At 72.5% G+C, this 16,004-nt stretch carries 15 protein-coding genes; 5 read left to right on the top strand and 10 right to left on the bottom strand.

All coding sequences use genetic code 11. The features are described 5' to 3' along the window. Window positions 1-134: 134 nt before the first annotated feature. From H5V45_RS12115 to H5V45_RS12105, 3 genes are all read right to left on the bottom strand, one after another. A complete protein-coding gene (locus tag H5V45_RS12115; protein ID WP_185253155.1) occupies window positions 135-329 on the bottom strand; it encodes a CsbD family protein in 195 nt (64 codons plus the stop codon). Window positions 330-421: 92 nt separating this feature from the next. Beyond that, entirely contained in the window at window positions 422-1,858 is a 1,437-nt protein-coding gene (locus H5V45_RS12110; RefSeq protein WP_185253154.1) for a flavin-containing monooxygenase, read from the bottom strand. 58 nt (window positions 1,859-1,916) lie between these two features. Next, the gene (locus H5V45_RS12105; protein WP_185253153.1) at window positions 1,917-3,074 is read right to left on the bottom strand and encodes a CaiB/BaiF CoA transferase family protein; all 1,158 of its coding nucleotides are present in this window, start codon (window positions 3,072-3,074) and stop codon (window positions 1,917-1,919) included. A gap of 228 nt (window positions 3,075-3,302) precedes the next feature. Between H5V45_RS12105 and H5V45_RS12100 the strand changes: the two genes are divergently transcribed. Beyond that, the gene (locus H5V45_RS12100) at window positions 3,303-4,364 is read left to right on the top strand and encodes a hypothetical protein (RefSeq protein WP_185253152.1); all 1,062 of its coding nucleotides are present in this window, start codon (window positions 3,303-3,305) and stop codon (window positions 4,362-4,364) included. 142 nt (window positions 4,365-4,506) lie between these two features. Here H5V45_RS12100 and H5V45_RS12095 read toward each other — a convergent pair whose 3' ends face one another. Genes H5V45_RS12095 through H5V45_RS12080 form a run of 4 tightly spaced genes read right to left on the bottom strand, consistent with a single transcriptional unit; the run spans window position 4,507 to window position 7,467 of the window. Continuing rightward, window positions 4,507-5,238, bottom strand: a complete 732-nt coding sequence (locus H5V45_RS12095; RefSeq protein ID WP_185253151.1) for an amino acid ABC transporter ATP-binding protein — start codon at window positions 5,236-5,238, stop codon at window positions 4,507-4,509. Next, the gene (locus tag H5V45_RS12090) at window positions 5,235-6,113 is read right to left on the bottom strand and encodes an ABC transporter permease subunit (protein ID WP_185253150.1); all 879 of its coding nucleotides are present in this window, start codon (window positions 6,111-6,113) and stop codon (window positions 5,235-5,237) included. The genes H5V45_RS12095 and H5V45_RS12090 overlap by 4 nt, the downstream gene beginning before the upstream one ends. Continuing rightward, a complete protein-coding gene (locus H5V45_RS12085; RefSeq protein ID WP_185253149.1) occupies window positions 6,110-6,997 on the bottom strand; it encodes an ABC transporter substrate-binding protein in 888 nt (295 codons plus the stop codon). The genes H5V45_RS12090 and H5V45_RS12085 overlap by 4 nt, the downstream gene beginning before the upstream one ends. A 17-nt stretch (window positions 6,998-7,014) precedes the next feature. After that, window positions 7,015-7,467, bottom strand: coding sequence for a DUF4396 domain-containing protein (locus tag H5V45_RS12080; RefSeq protein WP_185253148.1), 453 nt, complete (start codon window positions 7,465-7,467; stop codon window positions 7,015-7,017). Between the two features lie 102 nt (window positions 7,468-7,569). On the opposite strand from H5V45_RS12080, the gene H5V45_RS12075 reads away from it, so the two are divergent. Genes H5V45_RS12075 through H5V45_RS12065 form a run of 3 tightly spaced genes read left to right on the top strand, consistent with a single transcriptional unit; the run spans window position 7,570 to window position 11,293 of the window. Next, window positions 7,570-8,112, top strand: a complete 543-nt coding sequence (locus H5V45_RS12075) for a PadR family transcriptional regulator (RefSeq protein ID WP_185253147.1) — start codon at window positions 7,570-7,572, stop codon at window positions 8,110-8,112. Further along, window positions 8,109-10,145 (top strand): NADPH-dependent 2,4-dienoyl-CoA reductase, encoded by a 2,037-nt coding sequence (locus tag H5V45_RS12070; protein WP_185253146.1) that lies wholly within the window; start codon window positions 8,109-8,111, stop codon window positions 10,143-10,145. The genes H5V45_RS12075 and H5V45_RS12070 overlap by 4 nt, the downstream gene beginning before the upstream one ends. Before the next feature lie 23 nt (window positions 10,146-10,168). Then, window positions 10,169-11,293 (top strand): aminotransferase class I/II-fold pyridoxal phosphate-dependent enzyme, encoded by a 1,125-nt coding sequence (locus tag H5V45_RS12065; protein ID WP_185253145.1) that lies wholly within the window; start codon window positions 10,169-10,171, stop codon window positions 11,291-11,293. Between the two features lie 116 nt (window positions 11,294-11,409). Here H5V45_RS12065 and H5V45_RS12060 read toward each other — a convergent pair whose 3' ends face one another. Next, complete coding sequence (locus H5V45_RS12060) at window positions 11,410-12,747, bottom strand: GH1 family beta-glucosidase (protein ID WP_185253144.1); 1,338 nt, start codon at window positions 12,745-12,747, stop codon at window positions 11,410-11,412. 16 nt (window positions 12,748-12,763) lie between these two features. Between H5V45_RS12060 and H5V45_RS12055 the strand changes: the two genes are divergently transcribed. Further along, entirely contained in the window at window positions 12,764-13,483 is a 720-nt protein-coding gene (locus H5V45_RS12055) for a pirin family protein (protein WP_185253143.1), read from the top strand. A 6-nt stretch (window positions 13,484-13,489) separates the two neighbouring features. Here H5V45_RS12055 and H5V45_RS12050 read toward each other — a convergent pair whose 3' ends face one another. Next, a complete protein-coding gene (locus H5V45_RS12050; protein WP_185253142.1) occupies window positions 13,490-14,395 on the bottom strand; it encodes a diacylglycerol kinase family protein in 906 nt (301 codons plus the stop codon). Continuing rightward, a complete protein-coding gene (locus tag H5V45_RS12045) occupies window positions 14,392-15,987 on the bottom strand; it encodes an FAD-binding oxidoreductase (protein ID WP_246415898.1) in 1,596 nt (531 codons plus the stop codon). Before H5V45_RS12045 ends, H5V45_RS12050 begins: the two co-directional genes overlap by 4 nt. Between the last annotated feature and the right edge of the window lie 17 nt (window positions 15,988-16,004).

Below are 16,004 nucleotides of genomic sequence, written 5' to 3'. Positions count from 1 at the left end.
CTGGGCGGGTTCGTGCCTCCAGCGTACGGGACGGGGCCGGTACGGCGACAATCGGCGCACGGGCGCCGGTCGGCGTACCGGCCCCGGGCCGGCGTTCCTGGTGGTGCTGGTGGTGGTGCTGGGGTTCGGCTGGACTACTTGGTCAGGCCGTCCTTGACGTCCTTGGCCGCGTCCTTGACCTTCTCGCCGGCGTCCTTGAGGGAGGCCTTCGACTGGTCGGTCTTGCCCTCGGCCTCGAGGCTGCGGTCACCGGTCGCCTTGCCGGTGCCCTCCTTGGCCTTGCCGCCGAGGTCCTCGGCCTTGTTGCTCAGCTTGTCACCGATGCTCATGGGTTCCTCCGTGAGTGGGGCGCGTCGCCGGTGCGGCGCAGGTCCTGCTCACGTGCCCGATCCGGGGCGTGGCAAACCCCCTCCGGCGACCGTCAGGCCATCTCCAGGACGCCGTCGTCGATGTCCGTCTTGCGGATCGTGCGGAGGTCGGTCAGGTAGTTCTGCTTGAGCTTCCACGGCGCCCGGTCACCCTGCTTGGGCAGGGTGTCGAGGGCGCGCAGGACGTAGCCGGACTGGAAGTCCATGAACGGCTCCTGGGCCATCCCCGGGTCGGCCACGGGGACGGCGTACCGCAGCCCGTTCTCGTCGAGGTGGCGCAGCAGCCGGCAGACGTAGTCGGCGACCAGGTCGGCCTTGAGCGTCCACGAGGCGTTGGTGTAGCCGATCGTGAAGGCGAAGTTCGGCACGCCGCTGAGCATCAGGGCCTTGTAGGCCATCGTCTGCGACACCTTCACGGGCTCGCCGTCGACGGTCAGGTCGATGCCGCCGAACGCCTTGAGGTTCAGGCCCGTCGCCGTGACGATGATGTCCGCCTCGAGCTCCTGGCCCGAGGTGAGCCGGATGCCGGTCTCGGTGAAGGTCTCGATGGTGTCGGTGACGATCGAGGCGGTGCCCTTGCGGAACGCGCGGAACAGGTCGCCGTCGGGCACCAGGCACAGGCGCTGGTCCCACGGGTCGTAGGTCGGCTTGAAGTGCGTGTCGACGTCGATGTGGTCGGGGAGCATCCGCTCGGTGTTCTTGCGGATGAAGCCGCGCAGCACGTCGGGGCGCTTGCGGCTCAGGCCGTAGCTCGCCATCGCGACGAGGATGCTCTTCCACCGCACGATCGGGAAGGCGACCTTCTCGGGCAGCTTCGACAGCTTCTGCGCGAGGGGGTCGCGGCCCGGCATCGACAGGACGTACGTCGGGGAGCGCTGCAGCATGGTGATGTGCTCGGTCCGGTCCGCCATCGCGGGGACCAGCGTCACCGCGGTCGCGCCGGATCCGATGACGACGACCTTCTTGCCGCTGTAGTCCAGGTCCTCGGGCCAGTGCTGCGGGTGCACGACCTGGCCCGCGAAGTTCTCCTGCCCCGGGAACTCCGGGGCGTAGCCCTGGTCGTAGTCGTAGTAGCCGGAGCAGCCCCACAGGAAGCCCGCGGTCAGCTGCCGGCGCTCGCCGCCGACCTCGACGTCCACGGTCCAGCGCGCGGTGCCGGTGTCCCAGGAGGCGGCCACGACGCGGTGGTCGTAGCGGATCAGCGCGTCCACGCCGTACTCCTCCGCGACCTGGCGGACGTAGGCCAGGATCGACGGACCGTCGGCCAGCGCCTTGTCGCCGCGCCACGGACGCCACTGGTAGCCCAGGGTGTACATGTCGGAGTCGGAGCGCACGCCCGGGTAGCGGAACAGGTCCCAGGTGCCGCCGCTGCGGTCGCGGCCCTCGAGCACGGCCACGCTGCGCTCGGGGTGCTCCTCGCGGATGCGGCAGGCGGCGCCGATGCCGGAGAGCCCGGCACCCACGATGAGGACGTCGACGTGTTCGGTCATGGTGGGAACGCTAGCCGAGTTCCGTTCTTATTGACAGATATTCAGCAAGCGGGATGCATCACACCTGGACGGCGACGCCGCTGGCGATCAGCTCGTCGACGCCGTCGATCCCCCAGGCGGTCAGCGCCTCGCGGGTCTGGGCGCCGGCCTCGGCCGACGGCGGCGTCGTGAGCGTCGCCGCGGTGCGCGAGAAGCGCGGCGCCGGGCTCGGCTGCAGCAGGCCGTCGCGCTCCACGAAGACCTCGCGCGCAGCCATGTGCGGGTGCTCGGCCGCCTCGCTGATCGGGATGATGCCGGCGACGCAGGCATCGGTGCCCTCGAAGACCTCGACCCAGTGCTGCTGCGTCTGCTGCCGGAAGGTGGTCTCGATGAGGACGCGGAGCTCGTCGTACCGCTCGGGCTCGTGCTGGCCGGGCGCCTCGTCCTCGATGCCGAGCAGCCGGACGAAGGTCGCGAAGAACTGCGGCTCCAGCGCACCGACCGACATGTGCCGGCCGTCGGAGGTCTCGTAGACGTCGTAGAACGGCACCCCGCCGTCGAGCAGGTTGCTCGCGCGCTCCTCGGTGAAGGTGCCCGCGGCGAGGAAGGCCGCGGTCATCGCGTTGAGGTGGGCGGTGCCGTCGACGATCGCCGCGTCGACCACCTGGCCGCGGCCGGAGACGCGGGCCTCGAGGAGCGCCGCGAGCAGGCCGATGACGAGGTACGTCGAGCCGCCGCCGAAGTCCCCGACCAGGTTGGCCGGGAAGTGCGGTCGGGCCTTGTCCTGGCCCAGGCCGTGCAGGGCCCCGGTGATCGCGATGTAGTTCATGTCGTGCCCCGCGGCGCTCGCCAGCGGCCCGGTCTGGCCCCAGCCGGTCATCCGGCCGTAGACGAGCCGCGGGTTCGTCGCGTGCACGTCGTCCGGGCCGAGCCCGAGCCGCTCCGCGACGCCGGGCCGCATCCCCTCGACCAGCAGGTCGGCGTCCTTCGTGAGCTCGAGGACGGTCGCGATCGCCTCGGGCCGCTTGAGGTCGAGCGCCACGCTCGGCCGCCCCCGGTTGAGCAGGTTGTGCGGGCCCCCTGCCAGCAGCTGCCCGCCCGGCCGCTCGATCCGGATCACGTCCGCCCCCAGGTCGGCCAGGATCATGCACGCGTGCGGACCCGGCCCGATCCCCGCGATCTCGACGACCCTGACGCCTGCGAGCGGTCCCGTGCCCTGTCCGAGTTCTGTCGTCATGGCGCGATTGTGACAGGTTCACTGTCAGGGTTGTAGGGGGTGTCGGAGGCGCTGGCTGGCGAGCGAGCGGTGAGCTGGCCACCGATTCGCGCCGGCAAACGGTGGCCTCGTCACCGCTGAGCTGAAGCCTTGCCCACCAGCGGTGTCTCAGCCACCGTTCCCACGGTTGGATCGGTGGCCAGTCCACCGCCCGCCATCGCCCGTCGGCCTGCAGAGCAGCCGACAACCATGCACAGGACAGCCCGGGAGCAGCTTCGTCCACAGGAGAGGCATTCCGCGCCGCCGACGGCCTCCTCGGCCGCCTTCGATGGCGTCATGCGCCCCATCCCGACCGAGCTGCTGGGTAGACCGTTCACCCGCGACGAGGCCATCGCCTCGGGCGTGTCCTCGCGCATGCTCGAGGGCCGACGATTCGTCCGGCTCCATCCCCGGGTGTGGTGCGAGCGCGGACACCCACTGAGCCCGGAGGACCGCATCCAGGCGGCCGCCCTGGCACTGCCCGCGGCGGCCAGGCTGACCGGGATCAGCCGCATTCAACGACTCGGCCTCGACTTCGGGCCCCGGTCGCCCGTGCGCTTCGTGGTCCAGGGAGACCTGCATCTCGCCCTTCCTGGCGTCTTCCTCCACCGCACCCGGCGGCTTCCGCCTAGCTCGGACGACCTGTGCGTCACGCCAGCCGCTGCGTACGTCTCTTACGTCGCTCGCGCGCGGACCATCGACGCGATCAAGGTCGGTGACTGGCTGCTGCACCACGGGCACATGACGCTCGACGAGCTCGAGGAGCTTGCTCTGTCAGCGCTCTGGCGGGACGGCGCGCAGGAGGCCGTGTGGCTGCTGGAGCATCTCAACCACCGCGCCAGGTCACTGAAGGAGTCGGAGACACGGTGCGTGCTCGACTTCGCCGGGCTGCCACCCGCCGAGGCGAACGTGTCGGTCGACGTGCGCGAGGATGTCGTCGTCCTCGCCGACCTGCTCTACCGAGCGTGGGGAGTCGTGGTCGAGTACGAAGGCGCCCACCACCAGGACGACCGCGCCCAGTACCTCCAGGACCTCGGTCGCTACGCCCTCCTGCGCAGCGCCGACATCCCCTACGTCCAGGTCACCCGCGAGAAGCTGGACCACCGCAAGACTCTTGTCGGAGAGGTGTTCCGCGCGCTGGTGGACGCCGGCTACGACGGGCCTCCCCCTTCGTTCGGCAGCCAGTGGGAGCTGCTCTTCGCGCGGGTCAGCACGGCGCTCGGACCTCGACGTCACCCGACGGATGTCGAAGCGCCAGTCGCCCGGCGGTGAGCTGGCCACCCTCCGGGACGCCGACTCCGTGGCAGGCTCACCGCTCCGCGCGAGGCACCGACGTCAGCGGTGCCCCAGCCACCGTCGTGGTGACCCTTTAGGTGGCAGGCTCACCGCTGGGCCCGCCCGCCCGCCGGCGAGGTCAGAGCACGCGCCGCAGGAACTGCCGCGTCCGCTCCTCGCGCGGCTCGGTGAAGATCTGGGAGGGCGGGCCCTGCTCGAGGATCCGGCCCTCGTGGAGGAAGCAGACGGTGGTGGCGACCTCGCGGGCGAAGGCCATCTCGTGGGTGGCGAGCACCATGGTGGTGCCCTGCTCGGCGAGGTCGCGGACGATGGTGAGGACGTCGCCGACGAGCTCGGGGTCGAGGGCGGCGGTGATCTCGTCGAGCAGCAGCAGGGTGGGCTGCGTGCAGAGCGCCCGGACCAGGGCGGCGCGCTGCTGCTGGCCGCCGGACAGGCGGTCGGGGTGCTTGAGGGCCTGGTCGGCGAGCCCGAACTGGCCGAGCAGGTCACGGGCCCGGGCCTCGGCCTCGGCGCGCGGGACGCCGTGCACCCGCCGGGGTGCGAGGGTGCAGTTGTCCAGGACCGAGAGGTGCGGGAAGAGGTTGTACGCCTGGAAGACCATCCCCATCCGCCCGTGCACCGCGCGCCGGTCGACGCGGGGGTCGGAGATCTCGCGGCCCTCGAAGCGGATCACGCCGTCGTCGACGTCCTCGAGCAGGTTCAGGCAGCGCAGCAGCGTCGACTTGCCCGAGCCGGACGAGCCGATCAGGCACACCACGTCGTGCGGCTGCAACGCCAGGGAGACGTCGCGGAGCACCACCTTGTCGCCGTACGCCTTGCGGACGTCCACGGCCTCCAGCAGGGCGCTCATCGCGCACCCGCCCGCTCGCGCTCGGCGTAGCGCCGGCCGAGCCAGTCGGTGAAGCGCGCCAGCGGGATGGTCAGCGCCACGAAGAACGCCGCGACCACGACGTACGGCGTGTAGTTGAAGTTGTAGTTGGTGTAGTCGCGCGCCACGAAGACCGCTTCGAAGACGCCGAGCGTCGAGGCCAGGGCGGTGTCCTTCTGCAGGGAGACGAAGTCGTTCAGCAGCGGTGGCACCACGCGGCGTACGGCCTGCGGCACGACCACGAAGCGCATCGTCTGGCCGCGCGAGAGCCCCAGCGCCTCGGCGCTCGCGAGCTGCGAGGGGTGGATCGACTCGATGCCGGAGCGGAACACCTCGGCGACGTAGGCGCTGTAGGAGATCACCAGCGCGGTCGTCGCCCAGAAGAACGCGCTGTTCGGGACGCCCTGGAGCCGCAGCCCGGGCATGCCGAAGCCGAGCAGCAGGATGAGCAGGATCGTGGGGACGCCGCGGATGACGTCGGTGTAGGCAACGGCGAAGACCCGCAGCGGCACGAGCCACGGGGAGCGGGCGCCGCGCGCGAGCGCGATCGCCAGCCCCGCCACCAGGATCAGCGGCTCGGCGATCAGGAACATCTTCACGTTGATCCAGAACGCCCGCGCGATGTCCGGCAACGATGCCTTCGCGTGGAACCCGTTGAAGAACGACACCCTCACCCGGTCCCAGCCGGGCGACGTCACGACCAGCAGCCCGAGGCCGACGAACACGACGACCAGGGCGATCGTGGCGATCAGGATCGAGCGCAGCCTCAGCCGGCGGCGCTGCTCGCGCCGCTCGACCTCCCGCGGCGACGGCGTCCAGGCGGCACCGGCGGACGGCGGGGCCGAGGGCCCGCTCACTGGAGCTCGGGGACGTCCGCGGCGTCGTAGAGCCACTTCTGCTGGAGCTGGTCGAGGGTGCCGTCGTCCTGCAGCGTCGCGAGCGCCTGGTTGACGCAGGAGACCAGCCCGCTGCCCTTCTCGAAGAGCATGCCGAACTCCTCGGCGTCACCCGACGACACCTGGAACTGCCCGACCAGCGTGCTGTCGGGGATCTCGACGGCGCTGATGTAGAGCGCGGTCGGCAGGTCGGCCAGGATCGCGTCGACCTGGTCGTTCTGCAGCGCCTGCTTGGCGGCGTTGGTGTCCTCGAAGACGACCGGGTCGGTGTCGGGCTGGATGTCGTCGCGGATCGCGGTCAGCGAGGTGGTGCCGGTCTGCGCGCCGAGGCGCAGGCCCTTGAGGTCGGCCAGGCTGGTCGCCTCCGCGCCGGCGGAGCCCTTCAGGGCGACGACCGCCTGCGACGCGGAGTAGTAGCCGTCGGAGAAGTCGACGACCTGCGCCCGCGCGGGGGTGATCGAGATCTGGTTGATGTCGAAGTCGAAGTCCTTGGCACCGGGCTTGTACGACGAGTTGAACGGCACCTTGACCCAGGTGACCTGGTCCCGCGAGAAACCGAGCTGCTCGGCAACGGCGTAGGCCACCGCCGACTCGTAGCCCTGGCCGTTGGTGGGGTCGTTCTTGCGGAACCACGGGTCGTACGCCGGGGAGTCGGTGCCCACGGTCAGCGTCCCGGCCGTGCGCAGCGGGAGGCTGTCGACCGCGCAGTCGTCGGGCGCGGCCGAGCCGCTGCCGGACGAGGTGTTCGCCGTCGAGGAGGGGGCGTCGTCCACCGGCGCACAGGCCGAGAAGGCCAGGATCGGCAGGACGAGGGGCAGGACGGCAACGGATCCACGCAGGCGCATGGGCAAATCGTACGGTTTCAGTGGGCTTCGTGGTGGTGCATCTCGTGGACGACGGCGTGACCTCGGCCTCGCCCGATCATCCAGCGGTTCACCGGGACGGTCAGCACGAACGCGACGGCGAGGCTCACGACCAGGCTGGCCCAGAACAGGACGTCGGCCAGCGTGGCCGCCATCGCGCTCGGCCAGACCAGCAGGGTGCCGTTGTCGACGACCTCCATCGTGAGGATCGAGACGGTGTCGGCGGCGAGCGCGGTGCGCACCGCGGCCCGGACGTCCAGACCGGCGGTGCGCACGCCACGGAAGGTCAGCAGGTAGCCGAAGAAGAACGCCAGGGCCACCGAGAGCACGATGCTCGCGCCGTTGCTCCAGCCCCACCAGGTCGCCAGCACCATGCCCAGCACCTCGCCGATCGCACAGCCGGTCAGGCAGTGCAGCGTCGCGGTCGCGGCCATCCTCCACGTCGAGTCCATGCGCTCACGCTATACCCCCTAGGGGTATCGATCAAGAGCCCATGAGTGACCCGGGCCACGCACTCTTGCAACTCGTTGCATAGGTGCGCCACCATTAACGGCATGGCCCTCGAGCACGCCCTCCTCGTCGCGCTGCGCGAGCAGCCGGCCTCCGGGCTCGAGCTGGCGAGGCGCTTCGAGCGCTCCATCGGCTACTTCTGGCACGCCACGCACCAGCAGATCTACAAGGTGCTCGGCCGGATGGACGCCGACGGCTGGGTCACCGCCACCGCGGTCGCGCAGAGCGGCAAGCCCGACAAGAAGGTGTACGCCGTCTCCGCCGCCGGCGAGGGCGTCCTCGCCGACTGGCTGGCGGCCCCCACCCCGACGGAGCCGCTGCGCAGCGAGCTCGCGGTCAAGATGCGCGGGGCGTCGTACGGCGACCGCGCGGCCGTCCTCGACGTCGTCCGCGCCACCCTGGTCGACCACCAGGTGCGCCTCGACCACTACGAACGGCTCGCGAAGCGCGAGCACCCCACCCCCGAGACCCTCACCGGGCACGCCCTCGACCAGTACCTCGTCCTGCGCGGGGGCATCCGCACGGAGCGGTTCTGGGTCGAGTGGCTCGGCGAGTACCTCCATGCCCACGAGAAGGCGGAACGATGAGCGACTACCCCCACCTGCTGAGCCCGATCACCCTGGGCGGCCCGTCGGGGCTCCGGCTGCGCAACCGCGTGGTGATGGGCTCGATGCACACCGGCCTCGAGGACAGCGCGCGCGACCTGCCGGCCCTGGCGGCGTACTTCGCCGAGCGCGCCCGCGGCGGCGTCGGCCTCATCGTCACGGGCGGCTACGCCCCCAACAAGCGCGGCTGGCTCAAGCCGCTCGCCTCCGAGCTGACCACGCGGCTGCAGGCGATGCGGCACCGCGAGGTCACCGGGGCGGTGCACGCCGAGGGCGGCGCGATCGCGCTGCAGGTGCTGCACGCGGGCCGCTACGGCTACCACCCGCTGAGCGTCAGCGCGTCGAGCAGGAAGTCGCCGATCACGCCGTTCCGCCCGAGCGCCCTGTCCACGAAGGCCGTGGACCGCACCGCGACCGACTTCGCGCAGACCGTCGCGCTGGCCGTGAAGGCGGAGTACGACGCCGTCGAGGTGATGGGCTCGGAGGGGTACCTCATCAACCAGTTCCTCGCCGTACGCACCAACGACCGCACCGACGCGTGGGGCGGCACCGCGGAGAAGCGGATGCGCTTCCCCCTCGAGGTCGTCCGCCGCGCCCGCGACCTGGTCGGCGCGGACTTCCCGATCGTCTACCGGATCTCGCTGCTCGACCTGGTCGAGGGCGGCCAGACGTGGGAGGAGGTCGTCACGCTGGCGCACCTGCTCGAGGAGGCCGGCGTGACCGTCCTCAACACCGGCATCGGCTGGCACGAGGCCCGGGTGCCCACGATCATCACCCAGGTCCCGCCCGGCGCGTGGCGCTCCGCGACCGCCCGCCTCAAGGCCGAGGTGTCCGTCCCGGTGTGCGCCTCGAACCGGATCAACACCCCCGAGCTGGCCGAGTCGATCCTGGCCGCCGGCGAGGCCGACCTGGTCTCGATGGCGCGCCCGCTGCTCGCCGACCCCGACTTCGTCGCCAAGGCGGCGGCCGGCCGCGCCGACGAGATCAACACCTGCATCGCCTGCAACCAGGCCTGCCTGGACCACGTGTTCGAGAACAAGAAGGCGTCCTGCCTGGTCAACCCCCGCGCCTGCCGCGAGACCACGCTCGTGCTCGGTCCGACGAAGCGCGCGGGCACGGTCGCGGTCGTCGGCGCCGGCCCGGCCGGGCTGTCCGCCGCCGTCTCCGCGGCCGAGCGCGGCTTGGCGGTCACGCTCTTCGAGAAGTCCGACAGCCTCGGCGGCCAGTTCCGCCTCGCGATGCAGGTGCCCGGCAAGGAGGACTTCCGCGAGACGCTGCGCTACTACACGCGCCGCCTCGAGGTGCTCGGCGTCGAGGTCCGGCTCGGGACGGTGGCCACGGCCCCCGACCTGACGGCGTACGACGAGGTGGTCGTGGCGACCGGCGTCGTCGGCCGGGTCCCGGACCTCGAGGGGATCGACCACGACAAGGTCGTGTCGTACGCCGACGTGCTCAGCGGCGCGGTCGTGCCCGGCAAGCGGGTGGCGGTGATCGGCGCCGGCGGGATCGGCGTGGACGTCAGCCACTTCCTGACCCACGACCCGGCCGACACGCTCGACGACTGGATGGCGCACTGGGGCGTCGGCGACCCGTCCCTGCACCCGGGCGGCCTGACCGAGCGCAAGCCGCGCACGCCGGTCCGCGAGGTGACGCTCCTCCAGCGCAAGACCACCCCGATCGGCATCGGGCTCGGCAAGACGTCGGGCTGGGCGCACCGCGCGGTGCTCAAGCAGTCCGGCATCACCCAGGTCAGCGGCGCGACGTACACCCGCGTCGACGACGCCGGCCTGCACTACACGCTCGACGGGGTCGACCACGTCCTCGACGTCGACCACGTGGTGCTGTGCGCCGGGCAGGAGTCGGTGCGGTGCGTGTACGACGACCTCGTCGCCCACGCCGAGCCGGCCCCGGGCCACGAGCTGGGCGTGCACCTGATCGGCGGCGCCGACGTCGCCGCCGAGCTCGACGCCAAGCGCGCCATCGAGCAGGGGACGCGGGTGGCGGCGGGTCTCTGAGGCGGCCCGCTAGGTTCGGCCACGTGATCGTGGACCTGACCGACGACGAAGCCCGAGCCGCCCTGCCGCTGAAGTGGGGCACCGTCGAGCCCGGGGTGGTGCCCGGCTGGGTGGCGGAGATGGACTACGCGCTGGCGCCGCCGCTCGTCGACGCGCTGACCGCGGCGGTGGCGCGCGGGACGACCGGCTACCCGCCGTTCGGCGACGGCGGGATCGGCGCGGCCTTCGCGGCGTACGCCGGGCGGCACTGGTCCTGGCAGCCGCCGGAGGACGCCACGGCGGTCGTCGGCGACGTCATCGGCGGCATCCGGCTCGCGATCGAGACGCTCTGCCCGCCGGGGCCGGTCGTGGTGCCGCTGCCGTGCTACCCGCCGTTCCGCGACATCGTGGCGCTGACCGGCCGTGAGCTCGTCACCGTCGAGGTCGACCCGGACGCCGAGGACGCCGCGCTCGACCTGGGCGCCGTCGAGGACGCCTTCCGCGCAGGCGCCCGCACGCTGCTGCTCTGCAACCCGCACAACCCGCTGGGCCGGGTCGCGAGCCGCACCGAGCTGGCGGACCTGGCGGCGCTCGCCGAGCGGTACGACGCCCGCGTGGTCGCCGACGAGATCCACGGCCCGCTGGTGCTCCCGGGCGCGACGTTCACGCCGTACCTCTCGGTCGACCCGCGCGGCATCCTCGTCACCAGCCCCTCCAAGACCTTCAACACCGCCGGCCTGCACACGGCGCACGTGACCGCCCTCGACCCCGCGGACCAGGCGCGGCTGCGCGGAGTGCCGCTGCCGCAGAACCACGCCTACTCACCGCTCGGGATGCTCGCCGCGCGGGTCGCCTGGACCGACTGCGACGCGTGGAACGCCGCCCTCGTCGCGCGGCTCGACGACCAGCGCCGGCTGCTGACGCGGCTCCTGGCCGACCGGTTCCCGGCCGCGCGGATGCGGCCGCTGCAGGCGACGTACCTCGCCTGGCTCGACCTGCGCGCGTACGCCGTCGACGACCCGGCCGCGGCGGCGCTCGCCCACGGGGTGCGCCTCTCCCCGGGCGGCGACTACCACCAGGGGCTCACCGGCCACGTCCGGATGAACGTCGCGACCTCGCCGGAGCGGCTGGGGCTGATGGTCGACCGGCTGGCGGCGGCGCTGGGCTGATGGCGCATGTAACGCCCGGTTATGGGGGCTTGGCACCCGTTCGAACGGGTCCCTGGAACCCATAACCGGGCGTTACATGCCCGATCGCGCGCTCGCCGGACCGCCCCGGGCTCGCCTCAGCCCGGGTGCTGCGCCTGGGCGGCGATGAGCGCGGCGAACCACTCGAAGGACCGCTTGGGGGTGCGGACCTGGGTCTCGTAGTCGACGTGCACGAGGCCGAAGCGCTGGGTGTAGCCCTCGGCCCACTCGAAGTTGTCGAGCAGCGACCAAGCGTAGTAGCCGCGGACGTCGACGCCGCGCTGGATCGCCGTGGCGATCGCGCGCAGGTGCGCCTCGTGGTAGTCGATGCGCGGCTGGTCGTCGACCACCCCGTCGGCGTCCGGGCCCATGGCGTAGGAGCAGCCGGACTCGGTGATCATCAGCGGCGGCAGCGCGGCGCGGAAGCGGGCGCGCAGGGTGATCAGCCACTCGCGCAGGCCGTCGGGGACGACCGGCCAGCCGAAGTCGGTCGTGGGGTAGCCGACCAGCTCGCGGAACTCGAACGGCATCTCCGACTCCTCGCCGGCGGCCGCGATCTTCATCGGGTTGTAGTAGTTGACGCCGTAGAAGTCGAGCGGCTGGCGGATCGTCGCGAGGTCGCCGTCGCGGACCACGTCCTCGAGCAGCGGCGCGAGGTCGGCGGGGTAGCGGCCGAGCAGCATCGGCTCGACGTACATGCCGTTCCACAGCGCGTCGAAGAGCTTCGAGGCACCGACGTCGGCGGCGTCGTCGCTGGCCGGCCAGATCGGGGCGTGGTTGTTGGCGCAGCCGACGCTCGTCGCGCCGGCGGCGCGCAGGGCGATCGCGGCGCGGCCGTGGGCGAGCAGCAGGTGGTGGGCGACCGGGAGCGCGTCGAACATCAGGGTGCGGCCCGGTGCGTGCATGCCCGTGGAGTAGCCGAGCATCGTGACGACGTTCGGCTCGTTGACCGGGATCCAGTGCTCCACGCGGTCGGCGAACCGCTCCCCCACGATCGCGGCGAAGTCCGCGAACCGGTCGATCGTGGCCCGGTTGAGCCAGCCGCCGTCGTCTTCGAGCGCCTGTGGGAGGTCCCAGTGGTAGAGCGTGACCATCGGCTGCACGCCGGCCTCGAGCAGCCCGTCGAGGAGCCGGTCGTAGAACTCCAGCCCCTTCTCGTTCGGCGCCCCGGCCCCGGTCGGCTGGATCCGCGGCCACGACAGCGAGAAGCGGTAGCCGCCCGCGCCGAGCCGCTTCATCAGCGCGATGTCCTCGGGATAGCGGTGGAAGTGGTCGCAGGCGACCTCCCCGCTCGAGCCGTCGACGATGCGGCCGGGCTGGGAGGTGAAGGTGTCCCAGATGCTGGGGCCCTTGCCGTCCTCGGTCGCGGCGCCCTCGATCTGGTACGACGCGGTGCTGGTGCCGAAGCGGAAGCCGGGAGGGAGCTGTGGAAGCACGGGCACAATGATGCCCGTGACTGTCGAGATCCGTCGGGCTTCCCCTTCCTTCGTCACCCGCGAGCGCGGCCGGTCCACCCGGCACTCGTTCTCGTTCGGTGACCACTACGACCCGGACAACCTGCGCTTCGGCCCGATCGTCTGCCACGACGACCACCTGCTGGGCAGCGACCAGGGCTTCGAGGACCACCCGCACAGCGACCTGGAGATCGTCACCTGGGTGCTCACCGGCGCCCTCCTGCACACCCACACCGACCCGGCGTCGGGCGGCGAGGTCCACGAGGGCCGGGTCGGCCGGGGCGAGGTGCAGGTGCTGGGCACCGGCTCCGGCGTCGTGCACGCCGAGCGCGCCGACCCCTCCGCCGGTCCCGTGCGGTTCGTCCAGGTCTGGCTCGCGGGCGCCGAGCCGGCCGCCGTGCCGTCGTACGACGTCGCGCCGGTGACCCTGCCGGACGGTGAGCTGGTGCCGGTCGCGTCGTCCCGCGAGGGCGCCGGCGCGGTCCGGCTGGCGACGCCGGGCGCGACGTTCTCGGTCGCCCGGCTCCCCGCCGGAGCGACGCTGCTGCTGCCCGAGCAGGGGCTCGTGCACGTCTATGTCGCGCGCGGGGCGCTGCAGCGCTCGTCGCTGGCGGAGCCGCTCCACGAGGGCGACGGCTACCGGATCACCGACCGGCCCGGTCTCGTCGTGACGGCCGCCGTCCCCACCGAGCTGCTGGTCTGGGAGCTCGAGGCCTGAGCGGGCTCAGGCGATGACCGCGAGCGCCCCCGGTCGCACCTCGGCGACGGCGGGCGGGCCGTCCAGACCGGGCAGCGCACCGAGCGGCTCGCCGTCCCCGCCGACCGGGATCGGGGTCCGGCCGCGGCCGCGGAGCTCGACGCGCCGACCCGTCAGCACGGTCACCTCGGGCCGGGTGACGTGCGCGCCGTCGTACACCGTCGGCAGCGAGCGCATCAGCTCCAGCTTGGAGGCGGCCTCGATCACGACGATGTCGAGCAGGCCGTCGTCGAGCACGGCGGCGGGGGCGATCTTCATCCCCTTGCCGTAGTACGCCGAGTTGGCGACGACCACGGTCGCGGCGGAGTACTCGTGCTCGACCCCGTCGACGGAGACGCGGAAGCGACCCGGCTGGTAGGTCGCGAGCGAGCGCAGGGCGGCGTAGGGGTACTGCGCCTTCTTCGGCAGCCAGTGAGCCCCGTCGACGATCTCCGAGGCGCGCGCGTCGACCCCGGAGTAGACCGAGCCGGCGACCAGCCGCGGGGCGCCGCCGGGCAGCGTCCAGGAGATGAGGTCCACCCGGCGTACGGCGCCCTCGAGCAGGAGTCGGGCCTGGGCGGCGGGGTCCTCGGGCAGCCCGAGCATCCGCGCGAAGTCGTTGCCTCGGCCCGCGGGCAGCACCGCGAGGGTGCCGCCGGCGACCGACACGCTGCCGGCCAGCGAGGAGAGCATCCCGTCGCCGCCGACCGAGACGACCACGTCGCCGCGGGCGATCGCGACGTCGACCAGCGCGCCCATCGCCTTCGGGCCGGGCGAGTAGGTGACGTCGACGGTGGCCCCGGCCTCGCGCAGCAGCCGGGCGACCGGCACCACGGCGTCGGGGGCGGCCCCGCCGCCGGAGGCCGGGTTGACCAGGAACGTGAAGGCCCTCACGGCACCATCACCCCCGGGTTGAGGATGCCGGTCGGGTCGAGGTCGGCCTTGACCGCGCGCAGGATCGAGACCCCGACCGGGCCGATCTCCTGCGCGAACCACGGCTTGTGGTCGGTGCCGACGGCGTGGTGGTGGGTGATCGTCGCGCCGGCGCCGATCATCGCGTCGCTCGCGGCGGCCTTGGCGACCTGCCACTGCGCCAGCGGGTCGGCGCCCTCCTTGGCGGCCACGGTGAAGTAGAGCGAGCAGCCGGTCTCGTAGACGTGCGAGATGTGGCAGAGCACGATCGTGCCCTCGCCCAGGCTGGCGGTCAGCGCGGCCTTCACGTCCGCGTAGAGGCGGTCGCGGTTGGACCAGAACGTCGCGGTCTCGAGGGTCTCGACGAGGACGCCGACGTCGAGCAGCGCGTCGCGGAGGTACGGCGCGTTGAAGCGGCCGTGCGCCCAGGACCGGCCGGGCTCCTCGCCCAGCGGGTCGCCGCCCAGGCCGGTGAGCACGGCGGTGACGGCCGCCCGCTTGGCGTCGACCGCCTCCTGCTCGCCCTCGTAGCCGGTGATCATCATGCAGCCGCCGGCGCTCTCGCCGCCGATCTCGTCGGGGCGGGCCAGGTTGATCGCGGTCTCGGACTCGTCGGAGAGCCGGATGACGGTCGGGAGCAGGCCGGCCTGGGCCAGCGTGCGCATCGCCGCGGCGCCGTCGTCGAAGGACGGCCAGCGCCAGCCCTCGTAGACCTTGACGGCGGGGAGCCGGCGGACCCGGACGGTCACCGAGGTGATCACGCCGAAGGCGCCCTCCGAGCCGAGCACCAGCTGGCGCAGGTCGGGGCCGGCGGCGTTGGCGGGGGCGCTGCCCAGGGTGAGCTCGCCCTGCGGGGTGGCGACGGTGAGGCCGACGACCAGGGCGTCGAAGCGGCCGTAGCCGGCGCTGGACTGGCCGCTGGAGCGGGTCGCGGCGAAGCCGCCGATGGAGGCGTACTCGAACGACTGCGGGTAGTGCCCCAGCGTCAGCCCCTCCGCCGCCAGCAGCGCCTCGGCCTCCGGGCCGCGCAGGCCGGGCTCGAGGGTCGCGGTCATCGACTCGTGGTCGACGGCGAGCAGCCGCTTCATCCGGATCAGGTCGAGGCTGAGCAGGCCGGCGTACCCCTCCCGCCGTGCGGCGAGCCCACCCGTCACCGAGGTGCCGCCGCCGAACGGGACGACCGCGAGGTGGTGCTCGACGGCGTACGCCAGCAGCGCCGTGACGTCGTCGTGGGTGCCGGGCCGCACCACCGCGTCGGGTGCGTCGGAGAGGTCGCCGGCGCGGGCCTTGAGCAGGTCGGGCGTCGACTTGCCGCGGGTCCGCAGCCGCCGCGTCTCGTCGTCGGTGCGCACGTGCTCGGCCCCGAGCAGGTCGCGCAGGCCGTCCAGCAGCTCCGGGGCCAGACCCGGGGCGGGCAGCTCGACGGAGGTGGTGGCCGGGCGGTCGTCGAGCCCGAACACCATCTCGATCAGGCCGCGCGCGGCGTCGGGGAGGGCGGTCGCGGCGGCGGCGTCACCCCAGCCGGTGGGGTTCATCTCGACGGCCGTGCGGGGCGGGTCTTGGTGAGCGTCCATGTGTTACAGTGTGACAC

The organism is Nocardioides luti (assembly GCF_014212315.1).
GTDB lineage: Bacteria > Actinomycetota > Actinomycetes > Propionibacteriales > Nocardioidaceae > Nocardioides > Nocardioides luti.
This window is presented reverse-complemented; position numbering and strand designations above follow the sequence as displayed.

Bases quoted from the DNA above. Each gene is read 5' to 3' on its own strand.
- H5V45_RS12085 (WP_185253149.1), bottom strand. From the start codon at position 6,997: ATGCGCCTGCGTGGATCCGTTGCCGTCCTGCCCCTCGTCCTGCCGATC.
- H5V45_RS12110 (WP_185253154.1), bottom strand. From the start codon at position 1,858: ATGACCGAACACGTCGACGTCCTCATCGTGGGTGCCGGGCTCTCCGGC.
- H5V45_RS12070 (WP_185253146.1), top strand. From the start codon at position 8,109: ATGAGCGACTACCCCCACCTGCTGAGCCCGATCACCCTGGGCGGCCCG.
- H5V45_RS12075 (WP_185253147.1), top strand. From the start codon at position 7,570: ATGGCCCTCGAGCACGCCCTCCTCGTCGCGCTGCGCGAGCAGCCGGCC.
- H5V45_RS12080 (WP_185253148.1), bottom strand. From the start codon at position 7,467: ATGGACTCGACGTGGAGGATGGCCGCGACCGCGACGCTGCACTGCCTG.
- H5V45_RS12095 (WP_185253151.1), bottom strand. From the start codon at position 5,238: ATGAGCGCCCTGCTGGAGGCCGTGGACGTCCGCAAGGCGTACGGCGAC.
- H5V45_RS12105 (WP_185253153.1), bottom strand. From the start codon at position 3,074: ATGACGACAGAACTCGGACAGGGCACGGGACCGCTCGCAGGCGTCAGG.
- H5V45_RS12045 (WP_246415898.1), bottom strand. From the start codon at position 15,987: ATGGACGCTCACCAAGACCCGCCCCGCACGGCCGTCGAGATGAACCCC.
- H5V45_RS12100 (WP_185253152.1), top strand. From the start codon at position 3,303: ATGCACAGGACAGCCCGGGAGCAGCTTCGTCCACAGGAGAGGCATTCC.
- H5V45_RS12115 (WP_185253155.1), bottom strand. From the start codon at position 329: ATGAGCATCGGTGACAAGCTGAGCAACAAGGCCGAGGACCTCGGCGGC.